The organism is Mesorhizobium sp. M0898 (assembly GCF_040319695.1).
Taxonomy (GTDB): domain Bacteria; phylum Pseudomonadota; class Alphaproteobacteria; order Rhizobiales; family Rhizobiaceae; genus Mesorhizobium.
On the sequence record NZ_JAMYOE010000006.1, the window covers coordinates 100,348 to 115,931 of the forward strand.

16 protein-coding genes and 1 pseudogene are annotated in these 15,584 nt (G+C 60.5%); 10 read left to right on the forward strand and 7 right to left on the reverse strand.

The genetic code is table 11. The features are described 5' to 3' along the window. Positions 1 to 100: 100 nt before the first annotated feature. From NKH90_RS10285 to NKH90_RS10295, 3 genes are read right to left on the reverse strand one after another with little or no spacing between them, the layout of a single operon-like run. The gene (locus NKH90_RS10285; RefSeq protein WP_352685689.1) at positions 101 to 874 is read right to left on the reverse strand and encodes an enoyl-CoA hydratase; all 774 of its coding nucleotides are present in this window, start codon (positions 872 to 874) and stop codon (positions 101 to 103) included. 24 nt (positions 875 to 898) lie between these two features. Next, positions 899 to 1,789 (reverse strand): bifunctional DNA-formamidopyrimidine glycosylase/DNA-(apurinic or apyrimidinic site) lyase, encoded by an 891-nt coding sequence (gene mutM / locus NKH90_RS10290; protein WP_352819239.1) that lies wholly within the window; start codon positions 1,787 to 1,789, stop codon positions 899 to 901. Then, positions 1,782 to 3,023, reverse strand: coding sequence for a phosphopentomutase (locus tag NKH90_RS10295; RefSeq protein ID WP_352819240.1), 1,242 nt, complete (start codon positions 3,021 to 3,023; stop codon positions 1,782 to 1,784). The genes mutM and NKH90_RS10295 overlap by 8 nt, the downstream gene beginning before the upstream one ends. 161 nt (positions 3,024 to 3,184) lie before the next feature. Here NKH90_RS10295 and NKH90_RS34810 point away from each other — a divergent pair. Beyond that, positions 3,185 to 3,313, forward strand: a pseudogene (locus NKH90_RS34810) (phosphate/phosphite/phosphonate ABC transporter substrate-binding protein); the annotation flags it as partial. Between the two features lie 101 nt (positions 3,314 to 3,414). Here NKH90_RS34810 and NKH90_RS10300 read toward each other — a convergent pair. The 3 genes from NKH90_RS10300 to NKH90_RS10310 form a co-directional block, all read right to left on the reverse strand. After that, positions 3,415 to 4,035, reverse strand: a complete 621-nt coding sequence (locus tag NKH90_RS10300; protein ID WP_023676926.1) for a TadE/TadG family type IV pilus assembly protein — start codon at positions 4,033 to 4,035, stop codon at positions 3,415 to 3,417. 30 nt (positions 4,036 to 4,065) lie between these two features. Then, positions 4,066 to 4,626 carry a TadE/TadG family type IV pilus assembly protein gene (locus tag NKH90_RS10305; protein ID WP_352541276.1) on the reverse strand — a complete coding sequence of 187 codons (561 nt, stop codon included), beginning with the start codon at positions 4,624 to 4,626 and terminating at the stop codon, positions 4,066 to 4,068. A gap of 151 nt (positions 4,627 to 4,777) precedes the next feature. After that, positions 4,778 to 5,200 (reverse strand): pilus assembly protein N-terminal domain-containing protein, encoded by a 423-nt coding sequence (locus tag NKH90_RS10310; RefSeq protein WP_352613897.1) that lies wholly within the window; start codon positions 5,198 to 5,200, stop codon positions 4,778 to 4,780. Positions 5,201 to 5,542: 342 nt separating this feature from the next. Between NKH90_RS10310 and NKH90_RS10315 the strand changes: the two genes are divergently transcribed. From NKH90_RS10315 to NKH90_RS10355, 9 genes are all read left to right on the forward strand, one after another. Next, positions 5,543 to 5,713, forward strand: a complete 171-nt coding sequence (locus NKH90_RS10315; protein WP_023676929.1) for a Flp family type IVb pilin — start codon at positions 5,543 to 5,545, stop codon at positions 5,711 to 5,713. Positions 5,714 to 5,861: 148 nt separating this feature from the next. Then, positions 5,862 to 6,380, forward strand: a complete 519-nt coding sequence (locus NKH90_RS10320; protein WP_023676930.1) for an A24 family peptidase — start codon at positions 5,862 to 5,864, stop codon at positions 6,378 to 6,380. A 189-nt stretch (positions 6,381 to 6,569) separates the two neighbouring features. Further along, positions 6,570 to 7,385 (forward strand): Flp pilus assembly protein CpaB, encoded by an 816-nt coding sequence (gene cpaB, locus NKH90_RS10325; protein WP_023676931.1) that lies wholly within the window; start codon positions 6,570 to 6,572, stop codon positions 7,383 to 7,385. Next, positions 7,382 to 8,908 (forward strand): type II and III secretion system protein family protein, encoded by a 1,527-nt coding sequence (locus NKH90_RS10330; protein WP_352819243.1) that lies wholly within the window; start codon positions 7,382 to 7,384, stop codon positions 8,906 to 8,908. Before cpaB ends, NKH90_RS10330 begins: the two co-directional genes overlap by 4 nt. A gap of 14 nt (positions 8,909 to 8,922) precedes the next feature. Then, positions 8,923 to 9,657, forward strand: a complete 735-nt coding sequence (locus NKH90_RS10335) for a CpaD family pilus assembly protein (protein WP_352448620.1) — start codon at positions 8,923 to 8,925, stop codon at positions 9,655 to 9,657. Between the two features lie 55 nt (positions 9,658 to 9,712). Further along, a complete protein-coding gene (locus tag NKH90_RS10340; protein WP_352819245.1) occupies positions 9,713 to 10,996 on the forward strand; it encodes a CpaE/TadZ family protein in 1,284 nt (427 codons plus the stop codon). A 29-nt stretch (positions 10,997 to 11,025) separates the two neighbouring features. Further along, entirely contained in the window at positions 11,026 to 12,534 is a 1,509-nt protein-coding gene (locus tag NKH90_RS10345; RefSeq protein WP_352819247.1) for a TadA family conjugal transfer-associated ATPase, read from the forward strand. 29 nt (positions 12,535 to 12,563) lie between these two features. Beyond that, positions 12,564 to 13,577, forward strand: a complete 1,014-nt coding sequence (locus NKH90_RS10350; protein ID WP_352819249.1) for a type II secretion system F family protein — start codon at positions 12,564 to 12,566, stop codon at positions 13,575 to 13,577. 8 nt (positions 13,578 to 13,585) lie between these two features. After that, complete coding sequence (locus NKH90_RS10355; protein WP_352819251.1) at positions 13,586 to 14,602, forward strand: type II secretion system F family protein; 1,017 nt, start codon at positions 13,586 to 13,588, stop codon at positions 14,600 to 14,602. Between the two features lie 116 nt (positions 14,603 to 14,718). Here the strand turns inward: NKH90_RS10355 and NKH90_RS10360 are convergent, their stop codons facing one another. After that, entirely contained in the window at positions 14,719 to 15,540 is an 822-nt protein-coding gene (locus tag NKH90_RS10360; protein WP_352470190.1) for a tetratricopeptide repeat protein, read from the reverse strand. Between the last annotated feature and the right edge of the window lie 44 nt (positions 15,541 to 15,584).

Genomic DNA, 15,584 nt, shown 5'->3' on the forward strand with positions numbered 1-15,584 from the left:
GGGCAGCCACAGGGCCGCCTCGGTTGGTGCGGCTTATAGTTCAGCTTTTCCGGCGCGTCAACGCTGCAGCGCTTTCTTTTTGACCGGCGCCTTCGTCATCTCATCGGTTCGTGAAATTCGGCTTCCGCTTGCCGCTGAAGGCCGCCATGCCTTCCTTCTGGTCATCCAGCGCAAACAGCGAATGAAACAGCCGGCGCTCGAACCGCAGACCCTCGGTGAGCGTCGTCTCATAGGCGCGGTTGACGGCCTCCTTTGCCATCATCACCGACGGCAAGGAAAAACCAGCGATCTTGGCCGCTGCCTTAAGCGCTTCCTCGATCAACTCGCCGGCTGGCACCACGCGCGAGACAAGGCCGGAACGCTCGGCCTCGGCTGCGTCCATCATTCGACCCGTCAGGCACATATCCATCGCCTTCGACTTGCCGACAAAGCGGGTCAGGCGCTGCGATCCGCCCATGCCGGGCATGACGCCCAGCGTGATCTCGGGTTGGCCAAACTTGGCAGTGTCGGCGGCGATGATGAAGTCGCACATCATCGCCAGTTCGCAGCCGCCCCCCAGCGCATAGCCCGCCACCGCCGCGATGATCGGCTTTCGTGCCCGCGTAAATTCTTCCCAGCCGACGAAGAAATCCTGCAGATAGGCATCCACATAGGAGATGGACTGCATTTCCTTGATATCGGCACCTGCCGCGAAAGCCTTTTCCGAACCAGTGATGACCATGGCGCCGATGTCGGCATTGGCGCCCATGCTATTCACCGACGCGACCAGTTCCGCGAGCACTTGTGAATTCAGCGCGTTGAGCGCCTGCGGCCGGTTCAGCGTAATCAGCCCGACCTTGCCGCGGGTTTCGACGATGATGGTTTCATAGCCCATGCTTTGCTCCTCCTCGGTTCTGGTTCAAGCCTGACAGGCCCGGCAGTGGAAGGTCGAACGACCGCTTTGCACGATACGCTCGATGTGGCCGCCACAACCAGGCTTGGAGCAGCCTTCCCCCTCGCGATCGTAAACCGCGAAGGAATGCTGGAAGTAGCCCAGTGATCCATCGGTCTTCATATGATCGCGCAACGACGAGCCGCCGGCGGCGATCGCATCGGCGACGACCGAGCGGATTGCTTCGGCCAGGCGTTCGCTCTGCTCTTTGGCTTTCTTGCCGGCTCTCGCGAGGGTGCCCGCTTCGCGCAGCGGCGACAGGCCGGCCCGCCAAAGCGCTTCCGAGACGTAGATATTGCCTAGCCCGGCAATCAGCCTCTGGTCCAGAAGTGCCGCTTTCAGCGGTGACTTGCGACCTTTCAGCAACGAAGCGAGCAGCGCGCCGTCCAGTGCGTTGCCTGTAGGCTCGACGCCTAATCCCGCCAGCATCGGATGCATGTCGGGCTCGCCTTCCGAAAACAGCATGAACCCGAAGCGGCGCGGGTCGTTGAAGATCACGCGAGAGCGGACGCCGGCAGGGGATGCGATGTCGAAGACGACGTGATCGTGAGCAGTGTTTTTCGAGCGTTCGTGGTGGAACACGCCGGGCGTTGCGCTCTCGTCGGCCGTTTCGATGCGAAACGAACCCGACATGCCGAGATGGCAGATCAGAACCGGGCCGTTGTCCATGTGCATTGTCAGATATTTGGCACGGCGGCCGAGCGCCGCAATCGTCTTGCCGGTCAGCCGCTCCGAAAATCTCTCGGGGAACGGAAACCGCAAATCCGGCCGGCGTGCCTCGACACCGACAATGCGGGCACCTTCAAGGGCCGGCTGCAGACCGCGCCTGACTGTCTCTACCTCCGGCAGCTCAGGCATGGCCACCTATCGTGGCATGGAAGGAGGTGCCGTGACGGCCGCGCGCCAGCCCGAGATGTTCGGCCACGGTTTCGCCGATGTCGGCAAATGTTGTCCTCAGTCCGATGTCTGCGCCTTTGAAACCCGGCCGTGTCCCGATAATCGGAATACGCTCGCGCGTGTGGTCGGTGCCGCGCCACGTCGGATCGTTGCCGTGATCGGCGGTCAAAATGAGCAGATCGCCTGGCCTCAGCCGTGCGAATGCCTCGGGCAGGCGCCGGTCGAAAGCTTCGAGTGCGGCGGCATACCCCGCAACGTCGCGCCGATGCCCGAACTCGGTGTCGAAGTCGACAAAGTTTGCGAAGACGAGGTCGCCGTCGCGGGCGTCTTCCATGGCACCAAGCGTTTTGTCGAACATCGCCATGTTGCCGGCAGCCTTGCGGACTTCCGAGATCCCCCGATGGGCGAAAATGTCGCCGATCTTGCCGATCGCGATAACCCGGCTGCCGCGCGCCGTCAGCCGGTCGAGCAGCGTCGGTTCCGGTGGCGGTACGGCATAGTCGCGACGATTATGCGTTCGCTCGAACGTGGCGGCGGTTTCACCGATAAACGGCCGCGCGATGACGCGGCCGATATTCAGCGGATCGACGAGCCTGCGCACCACTTTGCAGAACTCGTAAAGCCGTTCCAGGCCGAAATGAACCTCATGCGCGGCGATCTGCAGGACGGAGTCGATCGAGGTGTAGCAGATCGGCTTGCAGGTGCGGATATGGTCTTCGCCGAACCGTTCGATAATCTCGGTGCCCGGAGCATGGCAATTGCCGAGGATGCCAGGCACCTTCCCTTCACGCACCATTGCTTCGGTCAACTCGGCCGGAAAGGCGGGAATCTTGTCTGGGAAGTAACCCCAGTCGAAACGGACCGGCAGGCCGGCTATTTCCCAATGGCCCGATGGCGTGTCCTTGCCGCTCGAAACCTCTTGGGCCGCGCCGTGAAAGGCGGCGGCAAGCGGTGCACTGCCGGCATTCTCAAACCTGAAACCCGTTGCCGTTGCCGCGGCCTGGCCGAGACCGAGCGCGAGCATGTTTGGTACAAGAAGGGGTCCGGCACGCAGGCCTTCGCGGTCGGCGCGGCCTTCTGCGCAGGCCCGCGCGATGTGTGCGAACGTATTGGAGCCGGTGTCGCCATAACGTTCGGCATCGGCCGCGCCGCCGATGCCGAAGGAGTCGAGGACAAAAAGGAAGGCGCGTGCCATCGAAAGGTTCATCATTGCCTGTGTGTTGGCTCAGACATAGGGTTCCGCGCCGCCATTGGCAATTCGGAAACCCAAACAGCACGGCTTGGCGTGCTGGTCCCCGGAGAGACGAATCGCAGCATGGTCGATCTGCGGATGGAAATGCGCGGCGCGGAGCTCGCATGAGGCTTGCCCTGACAGCATTCGCCACCGTACTGGCTTTGCTGCTGGATGCGTCTTGCACAAACCTGGCGCGAGCCGATTGGCGCGATGTTATCGGAACGTTCCGTATCGGTATCGTCGTCGAACCGTGCCGGTCCGAGGGACTATGTGCTGGCTGCAGCCATCGTGCGTCTAGTCTCGGCCCGCGGTCGCAAGCAATAGCAACAGACCGGTTAGCGGGCTTCAGGCGTCAGCAATCGCTGCACGGAATGGTCGGGCTCCTGCGCGGCCGCAGATAATATGTTTCCGCCATCGATATCGAATTGAAGACCGAGCTCAACCCGAACCGGCTTTGGCCGTCCGCCGACCAGGTAATGATTGGCTTGTAGGCGAGATCGCTTTCGACCCGGATGAGGAACGTGCCTTTGATCTTGAGCGCGCTCGGGACCGTCGTGGTGGAATCCTTGACCGCGTCGACGCTAGAGACGCCATCGACCAGTTTGCGCGACCACACGACCAGGACTTTCGGCGTCGTCTCGTTCGTCACCTGTATCGCCGTAATAATGATCTTCGGTTTCGAGCGGTTGTAGGGCTGGAGCGTGGAACTGCCGATCGCCATGATGGCATCGACATCGGCCGCCTTGACGGTCTGCTGCTGCGTGACGAGGTCCGCTACCATGCTGCCGATGCGGCTGACCTTCTTGCTGGTCTCGATGGCTTGCGAGGCCTCCATTGTCATAAAGTACATGATCAACAGGACAGGCACGATGAGGGCAAACTCGACAGCCGCAATACCGCGGCGGTCCGAGCAAAGTCGGACTGCTCTTGTACAAATCCCTGCGATGCCCAGCTGTGCCCCCGCACGAATCATGGCTTTGCCCTTTTCAAGCGACTACGTGGTTCAGTTGTCGAACGGCTCGTTCTGCCAAGTGATCGAAGCAAAATGCAGCGTTTTGCCGTCCTTCAGGTTGGCCATCGATTTGGCCATGAAGTCGGTCATCACCGGCCATTTGTAAAAAACACGCAGCATGTTTCTCGACTCCGCCAGGCCAGGTGCGACGGTGAAGGTCTGTGTGCTCGTGCCTTTGGTCAGCACGACGTCGCCATCCTGGATCTTGAAACCGGCCAGCGCCGCATCGGCGAAGGTCGGATATTCGCGCAAGTCCACCAGCAATCCGGGACAGGTCTTGGCGACCATGATCTCCAATTTGGTGCAGATCATATCCCGCAGCTTGGTGCCGGACACATCGGTCGGTCTTAATTGGCCGGTACGCAGCTGGCGCGCGATGTCGTCGGTTGCGTTTGCCATCACTTCCTGTGCGGCAAAAGAAATGCAGCTCTCCAGGATGGCGAAGACAAGAAGCGCGAAAGGAATTGCAAGCATGGCGAATTCGATCGCCGTGCTTCCGCGGCGGTCGCCCAAAAACCGTCTTGGAGAACCTGCTCGTCCTGCCTTGCTCATGTCCGCTGCCCGCCGATGCCGCTTCTGTATCGGTCCACCCTTAGTCGGAACCGATTGAAGTCCGGTTGGAATGACCGTTAAATTCAACGGGAAGGCCTTAACCCGGCGATAACCGAAGCACGTTCCCGCCAAAGACGGAGACGTCGGCTAGCTAATGCACGGCGCTCATTTCGGCTTCAGAGGCCTTCTCGGCATCGCTCTTATACGAGCTTTCGCAATATGGCGCGCAGGACATGGTCTGTACTTCGGAACGCCGATAGATGCGCACCGACGACGCTGCCTGGCGCACGACGGTTATTTGCTCATCGACGATCGGATTGCCCTGCTGGTCGAGGACGACGAGATTGGTGACGCCAAATCCCTTGCCGGTCAGTACGATCGTCGATGCGTCCTGCACGGAGGCGTCGGCGATCGCCGGATTGCCGACGACAATCGTATCGGCGGCGCGCGACAATTTGATGATCTTTGCCTGGTTCATCGTCACCTCGATGCCGGCGCCGGCCTTGGCTGGAAAGGCGAAAGCCGCTGCGGCAAAAAGCACGGCAACTGGAAATGATGATCTCGGCCCGGCCATTGAGGCGCCCCCTGGCAAACTGTTCAACGGAACATGAACGAGATTGGTGAACCAACCGTTAAGCGGCTGGAATTCAGGATCAAGCCGGAACCGGCATTGGGCCTAGCCGGCACGGCTGAAACGTCTTTGCCGAATTGCGCCTGTTGCGCCTTTTGTCGGCCGAGGCCCTGGCGGCGGGTATTTTAGTTCTGGGTTAACCACGCAATGTCGTCGAAGCGGGAAAGGAATCGGTAAGCCTGTTTATTAAGCCGATTGAAACAGCTTCTCCTTAGATTCGCAGTATCCGATCAGCCACCAAGAGAAGTTGACGGAAGTGCTGTAACAATTGGAGTAGGAGCTCGAATGTCTAACCTCATCGCACGTTTTGTGAAGGACGAATCCGGCGCGACCGCTATCGAATACGGTCTGATCGCCGCTCTTATCGCACTCGCCATCATGGTCGGCGCCGGCCAGCTCGGCAACTCGCTGAACGCCAAGTTCACCGCCATCTCCACTAAGGTGAACGGTAGCTGACCGTAACGGGTTCGGTTGTTCTGAAATAAGGGCCGCCGCACTGGCGGCCCTTATTTAGTCCTGGTATGAATTGAAATTTAGGCCTCATCAGTCGTTAGTCGAATAGGATTGGGTTGGGGCCAGATGCAATTGGGTCATAGGCGCGCCGATGCTTGAAGCCGTGATCTTCGTCGTATTTCCGTTCTGCATGCTTTTTGCCGCGATCTCCGACATGCTTTCGATGACGATCGCCAATCGCGTGCCGGTGTTGCTTGTGGTCGTCTTCGCCTTGGTTGCGCCTTTGACCGGTATGGACTGGGCCACCTATGGCTGGCATTTCGCCGCCGCCGGCCTGGTTCTCGCGGTGACGTTCGGCCTGTTCGCGCTGGGCGGCATGGGCGGCGGCGACGCCAAGCTTCTGGCTGCCACTGCCATGTGGATGGGACTGAACATCCATCTCATCGAATACCTCGTCGCCTCGACATTCATCGGCGGCCTGCTGACGCTAGCCATCCTCGCCTATCGAAAATCGCCGCTTGCCGCCGTCACAAGCCATAATCCGTTCCTGCGCCATTTCGCCGATGAGGCCACCGGCGTTCCGTACGGCATCGCGCTTGGCATTGGCGGTCTGCTCACCTATTCCGACTCGCCATTGATGGCCTGGGCACTTACCAGGCTGGCGGGCTGAATTTCACTTTACGCGGTTGGCGCCGAGCAGGCGAGTTGGCCACGTTTTCCTTCGGGCCGGGCTTGTCGGTCCAATTTATATAAACGTTAAATTAATCACGATCGTAAGTATAACATTAACCTTGTTTTGACGATTGCCGCTGCAAAGTCCCGCTTGGCTACGTGGTTTGCCAAGGCGAGGTTCGGACAGATGCCAGCATCCCGATTGATTATTCTGAGCGTGGCGATAGCCGCGGCCGGTGGTGCAGGCTATGTCGCGAAGAACATGGTCGTGGCTCCGCCGCCTCCGGTTGTCGATTCCGGTCCTCAGGCGCCGGCGATCGCGCTGCAGGATGTGCTTGTTCTTTCCGGCGACGTTCCGATGGGCAGTCCGCTTGAAAACAACATTTCCTGGGAGTCATGGCCGTCCGCAGGCATCAACGCAAATTTCATCACCCGCGCCGCCGAGCCTGAAGCGCTGGACAAGCTGAAGGGCGCCGTCGCTCGCGTGGCGCTCTACGCCGGCGAGCCGCTGCGGCGCTCGAAGCTGATCGGTGAAGGGCAAAGCTTCATGTCGTCGATCCTGCCCTCCGGCATGCGGGCCGTTGCCACAAGCATCTCGGCCGACACCTCGGCCGGTGGCTTTATTCTTCCCAACGATTTCGTCGACGTCATCATGACCCGCCGAGCCGATCCCGCCAATGGCGGTGGTCCGGGCTTCACGACCGAAACTATCCTGAAGAACATTCGCGTCCTGGCGATCGACCAGACCATTCAGGAGGACGAGGAAGGTAAGAAGACCAGGGTTGGCCAGACCGCCACCCTGGAACTGACGCCGCAGCAGTCCGAGATCATCACCGTCGCACAGCAGATGGCGGATCGCCTGACATTGGCGCTGCGCTCGATCAAGGACAGCCAGGACAAGAATGTGGGCGAAGCCGATTACCTGGTTTCCGGCAATGGCCGGCGCGGAACAGTGCGGTTGATCAAGTCGGGCGAAGTTTCCGAAGTGGGGGCAAGGAAATGAGGCTAAAAACCAAACTGCCGCTCATCCTGGCTGCGGCGATCGGCCTGTTTCTCCTTGGAACGAATGCATATGGCATTGTCGATGCCAGTGCGGCGGGCAATGCCAGGGTGACGGCTTCGACCGCCACCCAGCGGGTTAAGCTCGGACTGAACAAGTCGGTGGTCATCGACCTCCCGAGCGATGCCTACGACATTCTCGTCGCCAACCCCGCTGTAGCCGACGCGGTGACCCGCACCGCCAGGCGCATCTATCTGTTTGGAAAGGCGGTCGGCGAGACAAATATCTTCGTCTTTGGCCCGAATGGCGAGCAGATCGTCAGCCTTGACCTAGCGGTCGAACGTGACGTCGCCGGGCTGGAGGATTATATCAAGCGCTTCATCCCGTCATCGGAGGTCAAGGTCGAGTTGCTGAACGACAACGTCGTTCTGACCGGAACCGTGGACACTCCTCTGGACGCCAAGCGCGCGGCCGATCTGGCAACTATTTTCGTGTCCGGCGGCGAGGCAACCACGGGTCAATATTCGCAGACCGCTGCCGGCGGTTCGGCTGAAGCCGGCGTCGCGATCGATAACCCGGATGCCGAGCGCCGCGTCAGCAAGATCGTCAACCTGCTGCAGATCATCGGCGACGACCAGGTGACGCTGAAGGTGACGGTCGCGGAAGTCAGCCGCTCGGTGATGAAGCAGCTCGGCGTCAACATGGTGGGCAACGGCAGCAGCAACGGCATCAGCTGGGGCGCGGTAAGCGACAATTTCACTGGTTTGGGCAAGTCGCTGTCGAACTCGGGCCTCTCTATCGGGAGCTCGACGCTGCAGGCCTACATCAATGCCATGGAACAGTCCGGTGTCATGAAAACCCTCGCCGAACCAACATTGACGGCCGTATCCGGCGAGAAGGCGACCTTCAAGGTTGGCGGCGAATACAACATGGTGACCAGCGTTTCCCAAGCCGTATCAAACGATAACCAGACCGGTCTGAAGACGTATTCGGTCGAGAAGATCGAATACGGCATTGGCCTGGAATTCCAGCCGGTGGTGCTGTCTCCCGGCCGTATCAGCCTGAAAGTCAGAACCTCGGTTTCCGAGCCGACAACGGAGGGATCTGTGTCTTTGTCCGAAGGCGTAACGAGCCCGGGCATGAATGCCCTGTCGCTCCGCAAGCGCTTGGCCGACACAACAGTGGAACTGCCTTCGGGCGGCTCGATGATGATTGCCGGCCTTGTCCGCGATGATCTCAGGCAAGCTGTCAACGGCTTGCCCGGTCTGACAAAGATTCCAGTGCTTGGCGCGCTGTTCCGCAGCAGGGATTTCGTTCGCAACGAGACCGAGCTCGTCATCATCATTACGCCCTATCTGGTGAAGCCGGTGGCGCGCAACGATCTTGCCAAGCCGGATGACAATTTCAACGCCGCCAGCGATGGCGCCGGCATTTTCCTTGGCCGCGTCAACCGTGTCTACGGCACCATGCAGACCAACAAGCCCAACGGCCGTTACCACGGCGTTGTCGGCTTTATCTACAAGTAAGCGGGGAAGCGGTCATGTCTAAGGCAACATCGAAGGCACGGGCGATCACCGCGACGCGGTCAGTCCATTCGCGAATCTGGCGGCCGGCCGTTCCCATTATGGCGATCGCGGTGGCGGCATTGCTGGCCGGCTGCGCCAATCGCGACAGCGTCACGGTGGGTGCCATACCGGACGATTATCGCACCACCCATCCGATCGTCATAGCTGAGAAGATACAGAAGATCGACCTTCCGGTCGGCGCCGGCGACCGTGGCATGACCAGATCCCAACGTGACACGCTCCTGGGCTTCCTGGACGGATACGACAGGAGCGCGGCTCCGGTGCTGACGATCGAGATTCCGAGCGGCTCAGCCAACGAAATCGCAGCGGCCGCGGCCGGCCGCGATTTCGCCAGGCTGGCCATAGCCAGCGGCATCAGCCGGAAGCGGATCGACATGCGGTCCTATCAGTCTGTTTCGGCCGAAGCGTCCGCACCGGTCCGTGTTGCCTACGTCTCGGTGAAGGCTCAGACGGATAAATGCGGGCGCTGGCCCGAAGACCTGCTGCAGACTTCGGAAAACAAGCACTATGCCGATTTCGGCTGTTCGTATCAGAACAACCTGGCTGCCCAGATGGCCAATCCGTCCGATCTGATCGGGCCACGCAAGCCGACCCCGATCGACGCGGAAAATCGCGGCGCGGTGATCGACGTCTATCGTGACAGAGGTATTTCGGACGAATTCCTCGGCAATTCGGAAGTCGAATATTAACGAGTGTTGAGGCTCAACAAACCCTAAGCCGCGCAAGTCACGGAAAGTGATGACAATGAGCAATCTTGCCTATGACACAGAGGTACCGGGCGGCGAAACCTCGGAGCAGGATATTGCCGCGATGCAGGCGTTGCGGCCGATCCCGCGCATTTCGATCCAGGCATTTTGCGAGACCGAAGGCGTAGCCAATCCGGTCGAGCGCGCCGGCGAGGATCGCCGCATGGCCAAGGCCCATTTGAAGGTGCATATGGGGGGCATCCCCACCGCTATCGAATTCTATCAGTCGGCGCCGACGCCGAACCTGATCCTGCTTGAATCGCGCAGCGAGCCGAAGCTGTTGCTGGAACAACTCGCCCAGCTCTCCGAGCATTGCGACCCGACCTCCAAGGTGGTGGTTGTCGGCCACTACAACGATGTCGGCCTGTACCGCGAACTCATCCGTTCGGGCATTTCCGAGTATGTCATCGCGCCCGTATCGATGGCCGACATCGTCAGCGTGGTGTCTTCGATCTTCGTTGATCCGGAAGCTGAGCCGATCGGCCGCTCGATTGCCTTCATCGGCGCCAAAGGCGGCGTCGGCTCCTCGACCATAGCCCATAATGTGGCCTGGGCCATGTCGTCGCTTTTCAAATCCGAAGTGGTTGTCGCCGATCTCGACCTCGCCTTCGGAACGGCCAATATCAATTTCGACCAGGATCCGGCGCAAGGCATTGCCGAGGCAGTCTTCTCGCCGGAACGCGTCGACGAGGTCTATCTCGACCGGCTGCTCGCCCAATGCGCCGAGCACCTGTCGCTGCTTGCGGCCCCTTCGACCCTGGAGCGGGTCTACGATTTCGATCCCGACGCCTTCACCCAGCTTATCGACATAGCCCAGCGTAGCGCGCCGCTCCTCGTGCTCGATGTTCCCCACGTGTGGGCCGGCTGGACCAAGAACACGCTGGTCAAGGCCGACGAGATCGTCATCACGGCAACGCCCGAACTGGCCAATCTGCGCAACACGAAGAACCTGGTCGACATGCTGAAGCGGCTTCGTCCGAACGATCCCGCGCCAAAGCTTGTGATCAACCAGGCCGGTGTGCCGAAACGTCCTGAGATTACGCCGTCCGACTTCTCCGAATCGCTCGGCCTTTCGCCGATGTCGGTTATCCCGTTCGAGCCGCTTTTGTTCGGAAATGCTGCCAACAACGGACGTATGCTCGGTGAGATGGATGCCAAGAGTCCGGTTGTCGCCACGATCAACGAGATCGCCCATGTGCTGACAGGGCGCAGCGAAATCAAGATGAAGAAGAAGGCTGGCCTCGGCAACCTGATCGGCAAGCTTTCGCGCAACAAGAAGTGATGCCTCAGCGGTGGAATTGGTAAGCGATCATGTTTGGTAAAAGAGGCAGCGACGACGGCAACCGGACCATTCCGGAATTCCGTCAGCCAGCACCCGCGCCTGCCGCGCTGGCGGCCGCGAACCCTGTGGAAGCGGCCATAGCTGCCAGGCCGGCGGCGCTGCCGCCATCCGGCGCGCCTGCCGCGCCGACGGTTCGCCGTGCGGTCGAGCCGCCGCCATTGGCGCCGGAGCCGAAAAGTATCCAACGCCAAAAGAGCGAAACCTACTACGACACCAAAAGCCAGGTCTTCGCCGCACTCATCGATACGATAGATCTGTCGCAGCTCGCCAAACTCGATCCCGAAAGCGCGCGCGAGGAAATCCGCGACATTGTCAACGACATCATCGCGATCAAGAATTTCGCGATGTCCATCGCCGATCAGGAAGAGCTTCTCGAGGATATCTGCAACGACGTTTTGGGCTACGGGCCGCTTGAGCCACTGCTTGCCCGCGACGATATTGCCGACATCATGGTCAATGGCTCCAAGAACGTCTACATCGAAGTCAACGGCAAGGTCGAGCAGACCGGCATCCGTTTCCGCGACAACCAGCAGCTCCTCAACATCTGCCAGCGTATCGTCAGCCAGGTTGGCCGCCGCGTCGATGAATCAAGCCCGATCTGCGATGCGCGTCTTCCTGATGGCTCCCGTGTCAACGTCATCGCACCGCCCCTGGCTATCGACGGCACCGCACTTACCATCCGCAAGTTCAAGAAGGACAAGCTGACGCTCGACCAGCTGGTCAAGTTCGGCTCGATTTCTCCGCAAGGGGCCGAGATTCTCAAGATCATCGGGCGTGTCCGCTGCAACATTGTCATCTCGGGCGGTACCGGCTCAGGCAAGACGACGCTGCTCAATTGCCTGACCAACTATATCGACCGCGAAGAACGCGTCATCACCTGCGAGGACTCAGCTGAGCTGCAATTGCAGCAGCCGCATGTGGTGCGTCTCGAAACCCGTCCGCCCAACCTCGAAGGCGAGGGCGAAGTGACCATGCGCGACCTGGTCAAGAACTGTCTGCGCATGCGCCCCGAACGTATTATCGTCGGCGAAGTGCGCGGACCCGAAGTGTTCGACCTGCTGCAGGCGATGAACACCGGCCATGACGGCTCGATGGGAACGATCCACTCGAACAGCCCGCGCGAATGCCTCAACCGCATAGAGTCGATGATCGCCATGGGCGGCTACACGCTGCCGCAAAAAACCGTGCGCGAGATCGTCGTCGGCTCCGTCGACGTGATCATACAGGCTGCACGCCTGCGCGACGGATCGCGGCGTATCACCCACATCACCGAGGTAATCGGCATGGAAGGCGACGTCATCATCACCCAGGACATCGTTCTCTATAACATCAAGGGCGAGGACGCGAACGGCAGGCTGCTGGGCGAGCACGTGTCGACTGGCATCGGCCGTCCGCATTTCTGGGAGCGCGCCCGCTACTACGGTGAGGAGCAGCGCCTCGCGGTTGCGCTCGAGGCGATGGAGAAACGCGCTGATTGATCCGTCTGGAAGCGTGGGGGCCAGGGTCGATGTTCGGAATTGACGGCACCGTATTGGCATTCGTCGTGCTCGCCGGCTTCAGCGCCGGCGCTGTGGCCTATGCTTTCTTGTTCAACCGGATTAGCACCGAGAAGCAGGTCGGCAAGCGGCTTGAATCGATCAAGACCGCCGAGACGGATCGTTCCGTCGTCAAGGCGTCGCGCGATCGCGTGGCGGAAGCGGCCAAGCGTCGCAAGTCCGTCCAGGATTCGCTGAAGGATCTCGATCAAAAGCAAAAGTCCAATCAGAGCCTGGTCAAGAAGCCACCGCTGAAGATCCAAATCCGCCAGGCCGGCATGAAGATCTCGCTTGAGCGCTTCTATGTCTACTCGGCGGTCTGCGGCGTCGTATTGACGGCTCTTGTATATTTCATCGGTGCACCGTTGCTGGTCTTGCCGGCTGCGCTGCTGGTCGGCGTCTTGGGTCTGCCCCGCTGGTTCGTCTCGTTTCGCCGCGCGCACCGCGTCAAGGCGTTCCTCAACGAATTTCCGAACGCGCTCGACATCATCGTGCGTGCGGTAAAATCCGGCCTGCCGCTGAACGACGCCGTGCGTCTGATCGCCAACGAATCCCCCGAGCCGGTCAAGACCGAGTTCCGCCGCATAGTCGATTCGCAGCAAATGGGTTTGTCGATCCCCGACGCGGCCATGCGCATGCCAGAAACGATGCCGTGCACCGAGGCGAGCTTCTTCGGCATCGTCATCCAGATTCAGTCTCAGGCCGGCGGCAATCTTTCCGAAGCGCTGGGCAATCTTTCGCGCGTGCTTCGCGACCGCAAGAAAATGAAAGGTAAGGTCCAGGCATTGTCCATGGAAGCCAAGGCATCCGCCGTGATCATCGGCGCGTTGCCTTTCGTCGTCGCCTTTCTCGTCTATTTGACGAGCCCGAACTACATCATGCCCCTCTTCATCACCAGCACCGGCCATCTGATCCTCGGTTGTTCCGGCATCTGGATGTCGATGGGCGTCCTGGTAATGCGCAAGATGATGAATTTCGAAGTCTAGGACTCGCTATGACCGATCACGTCATCAGAACTCTCACCGACCCGTCCCTGCTGATCGCACTGCTGGTCGGCATCGCGGTGTTTGCGACCGTCTTCACGCTGCTGCCCGCTTTTGGCGGGAACCAGCTCAAGGCGCGCATGAAATCCGTAGCGCTGGAGCGCGATGAGCTGCGCGCCAAGCAGCGCGCGCGGCTGGCAGTCGAAGCCGACCGCCGCCGCAAGGGCCTGCGCGAAGAACAGTCGGTCGGCATGCGCAATATTGTCGATCGCCTGGATCTCAGGCGTGCGCTGGCGGATGAAGGTACCTTGCAGAAATTGAAAGTGGCGGGTTTTCGCGGGCAAAATCCGCTGACGCGCTTCCTTTTCTTCCGTCTCGTCCTGCCCTTCTTCGGCTTTGCATTGGCGGCGATGTATCTGTTCGTGCTCGGCGGATTGCCCGAGCAGCCGCTTTTCGTGAAGCTGTTCGTGTGCATCGTGGTAGCCTATGCGGGATTTTACGCGCCGGTGCTCTACGTCAACAACCGCGCTACCAAGCGCAAGCAATCGATTCAGATGGCGTGGCCGGACGCGCTCGACCTGTTGCTGATATGCGTCGAGTCCGGCATGTCGGTGGAAGCGGCGCTTCGCAAGGTCGCCGATGAGATCGGCGCGCAATCGGTGGCATTGGCGGAAGAATTCATCCTGACAAACGCCGAGCTTTCCTATCTGCAGGAGCGCAAGCAGGCCTACGAGAACCTTGCAAGCCGAACTGGCCTGGAATCCGTCAGGTCGGTGTCCCAGGCGTTGGTTCAGGCCGAGCGCTACGGCACGCCCGTGGCGCATGCATTGCGGGTGCTTGCCAGTGAGAGCCGCGACATGCGCATGAATGCCGCCGAGAAGAAGGCGGCCGCGCTGCCGCCGAAGCTCACCGTGCCGATGATCCTGTTCTTCCTGCCGGTGCTGTTCGCCATCATTCTGGGTCCCGCCGGCATCCAGGTGAGCCAGCGCGGCATCTTTGGCGACCAGCCGAAATCAAGCAGCGAGTAGCGCCAGCGGCGTTGCCAGAAACGCTGATACGATTCAGAGCCACGCTGCCGGTGCAGCGCGGCTCTTTGCGTTAGACATGTTGCGGAATTCGCGCGCCGGTTAGGCGCTCGAAGCGGTCAGTTGGTGGCGGGCTTTGCCTTGTCCTGGTCCTTGAGCTGGCTCCAGGCATTCTGCTGCGCCAGCATCTGGCGAAGGTAAGCGACGTTAGCCTGCGCCTGATCCGGCGACAGCTCTTGCGAGGCGATCTTCTCTGCCTCGTCGAAACGGCCTTGCAGACCGACGACCAGCGCAAGGTTCTGGCGGACGCGGCTATCTGCATTCGGCTGCTGGGCGGCTGAGCGCATATAGGTTTCGGCTGTGCGCAAATCACCTTCCAGCACGTACGACATGCCGAGATTGGAAAGGATCGACGGTTCGTTCGGCCTGAGGTCAAGCGCCTTGCGATAGCCTTGGCGAGCCTCATCCTTCTGGCCGAGCTGGTCGAGAATAGCAGCTTCCGCCGATACCAGTTTCCAGTCAGGATATTCGGGCGTCTGGGCGCGGCGCACGGCATCGAGTGCCGGCTCGAACTGTCCGTTGGCGGCAAGCGCCTTGCCATAGGCGGCGAGCACGTCGCGATCCTTCGGCAAGGCGATCGCCAGCTTGCGCATCACCGCAAGCGATTGGTCTGCGTCGCCGTCCATCTGCAGCGCCGCGGCATAATTTGTCGCGATCCGCTTGTCGCTGGGGTTTTTCGAATAGGACTGGCCGAGCGCCATCGTAGCGTTGTGCAGTTCGCCCGCCGACATTGTTTCCAGCGGCTTGCCGCTTGGACGAGAAATCGAGCCAGTCGTCAATTTGCTGGTTCCGCAGCCGGCGACGCCTGCAGCAAGCACCATCATCAACGCCGTGGTGATCAGCCTATTTGCGCTGGCGTTCATCCTGCGGTTGGTCGGCATCGGCACCAGGGCTCCGTTCATGCGCGTGACCATTTGCGAGGTCA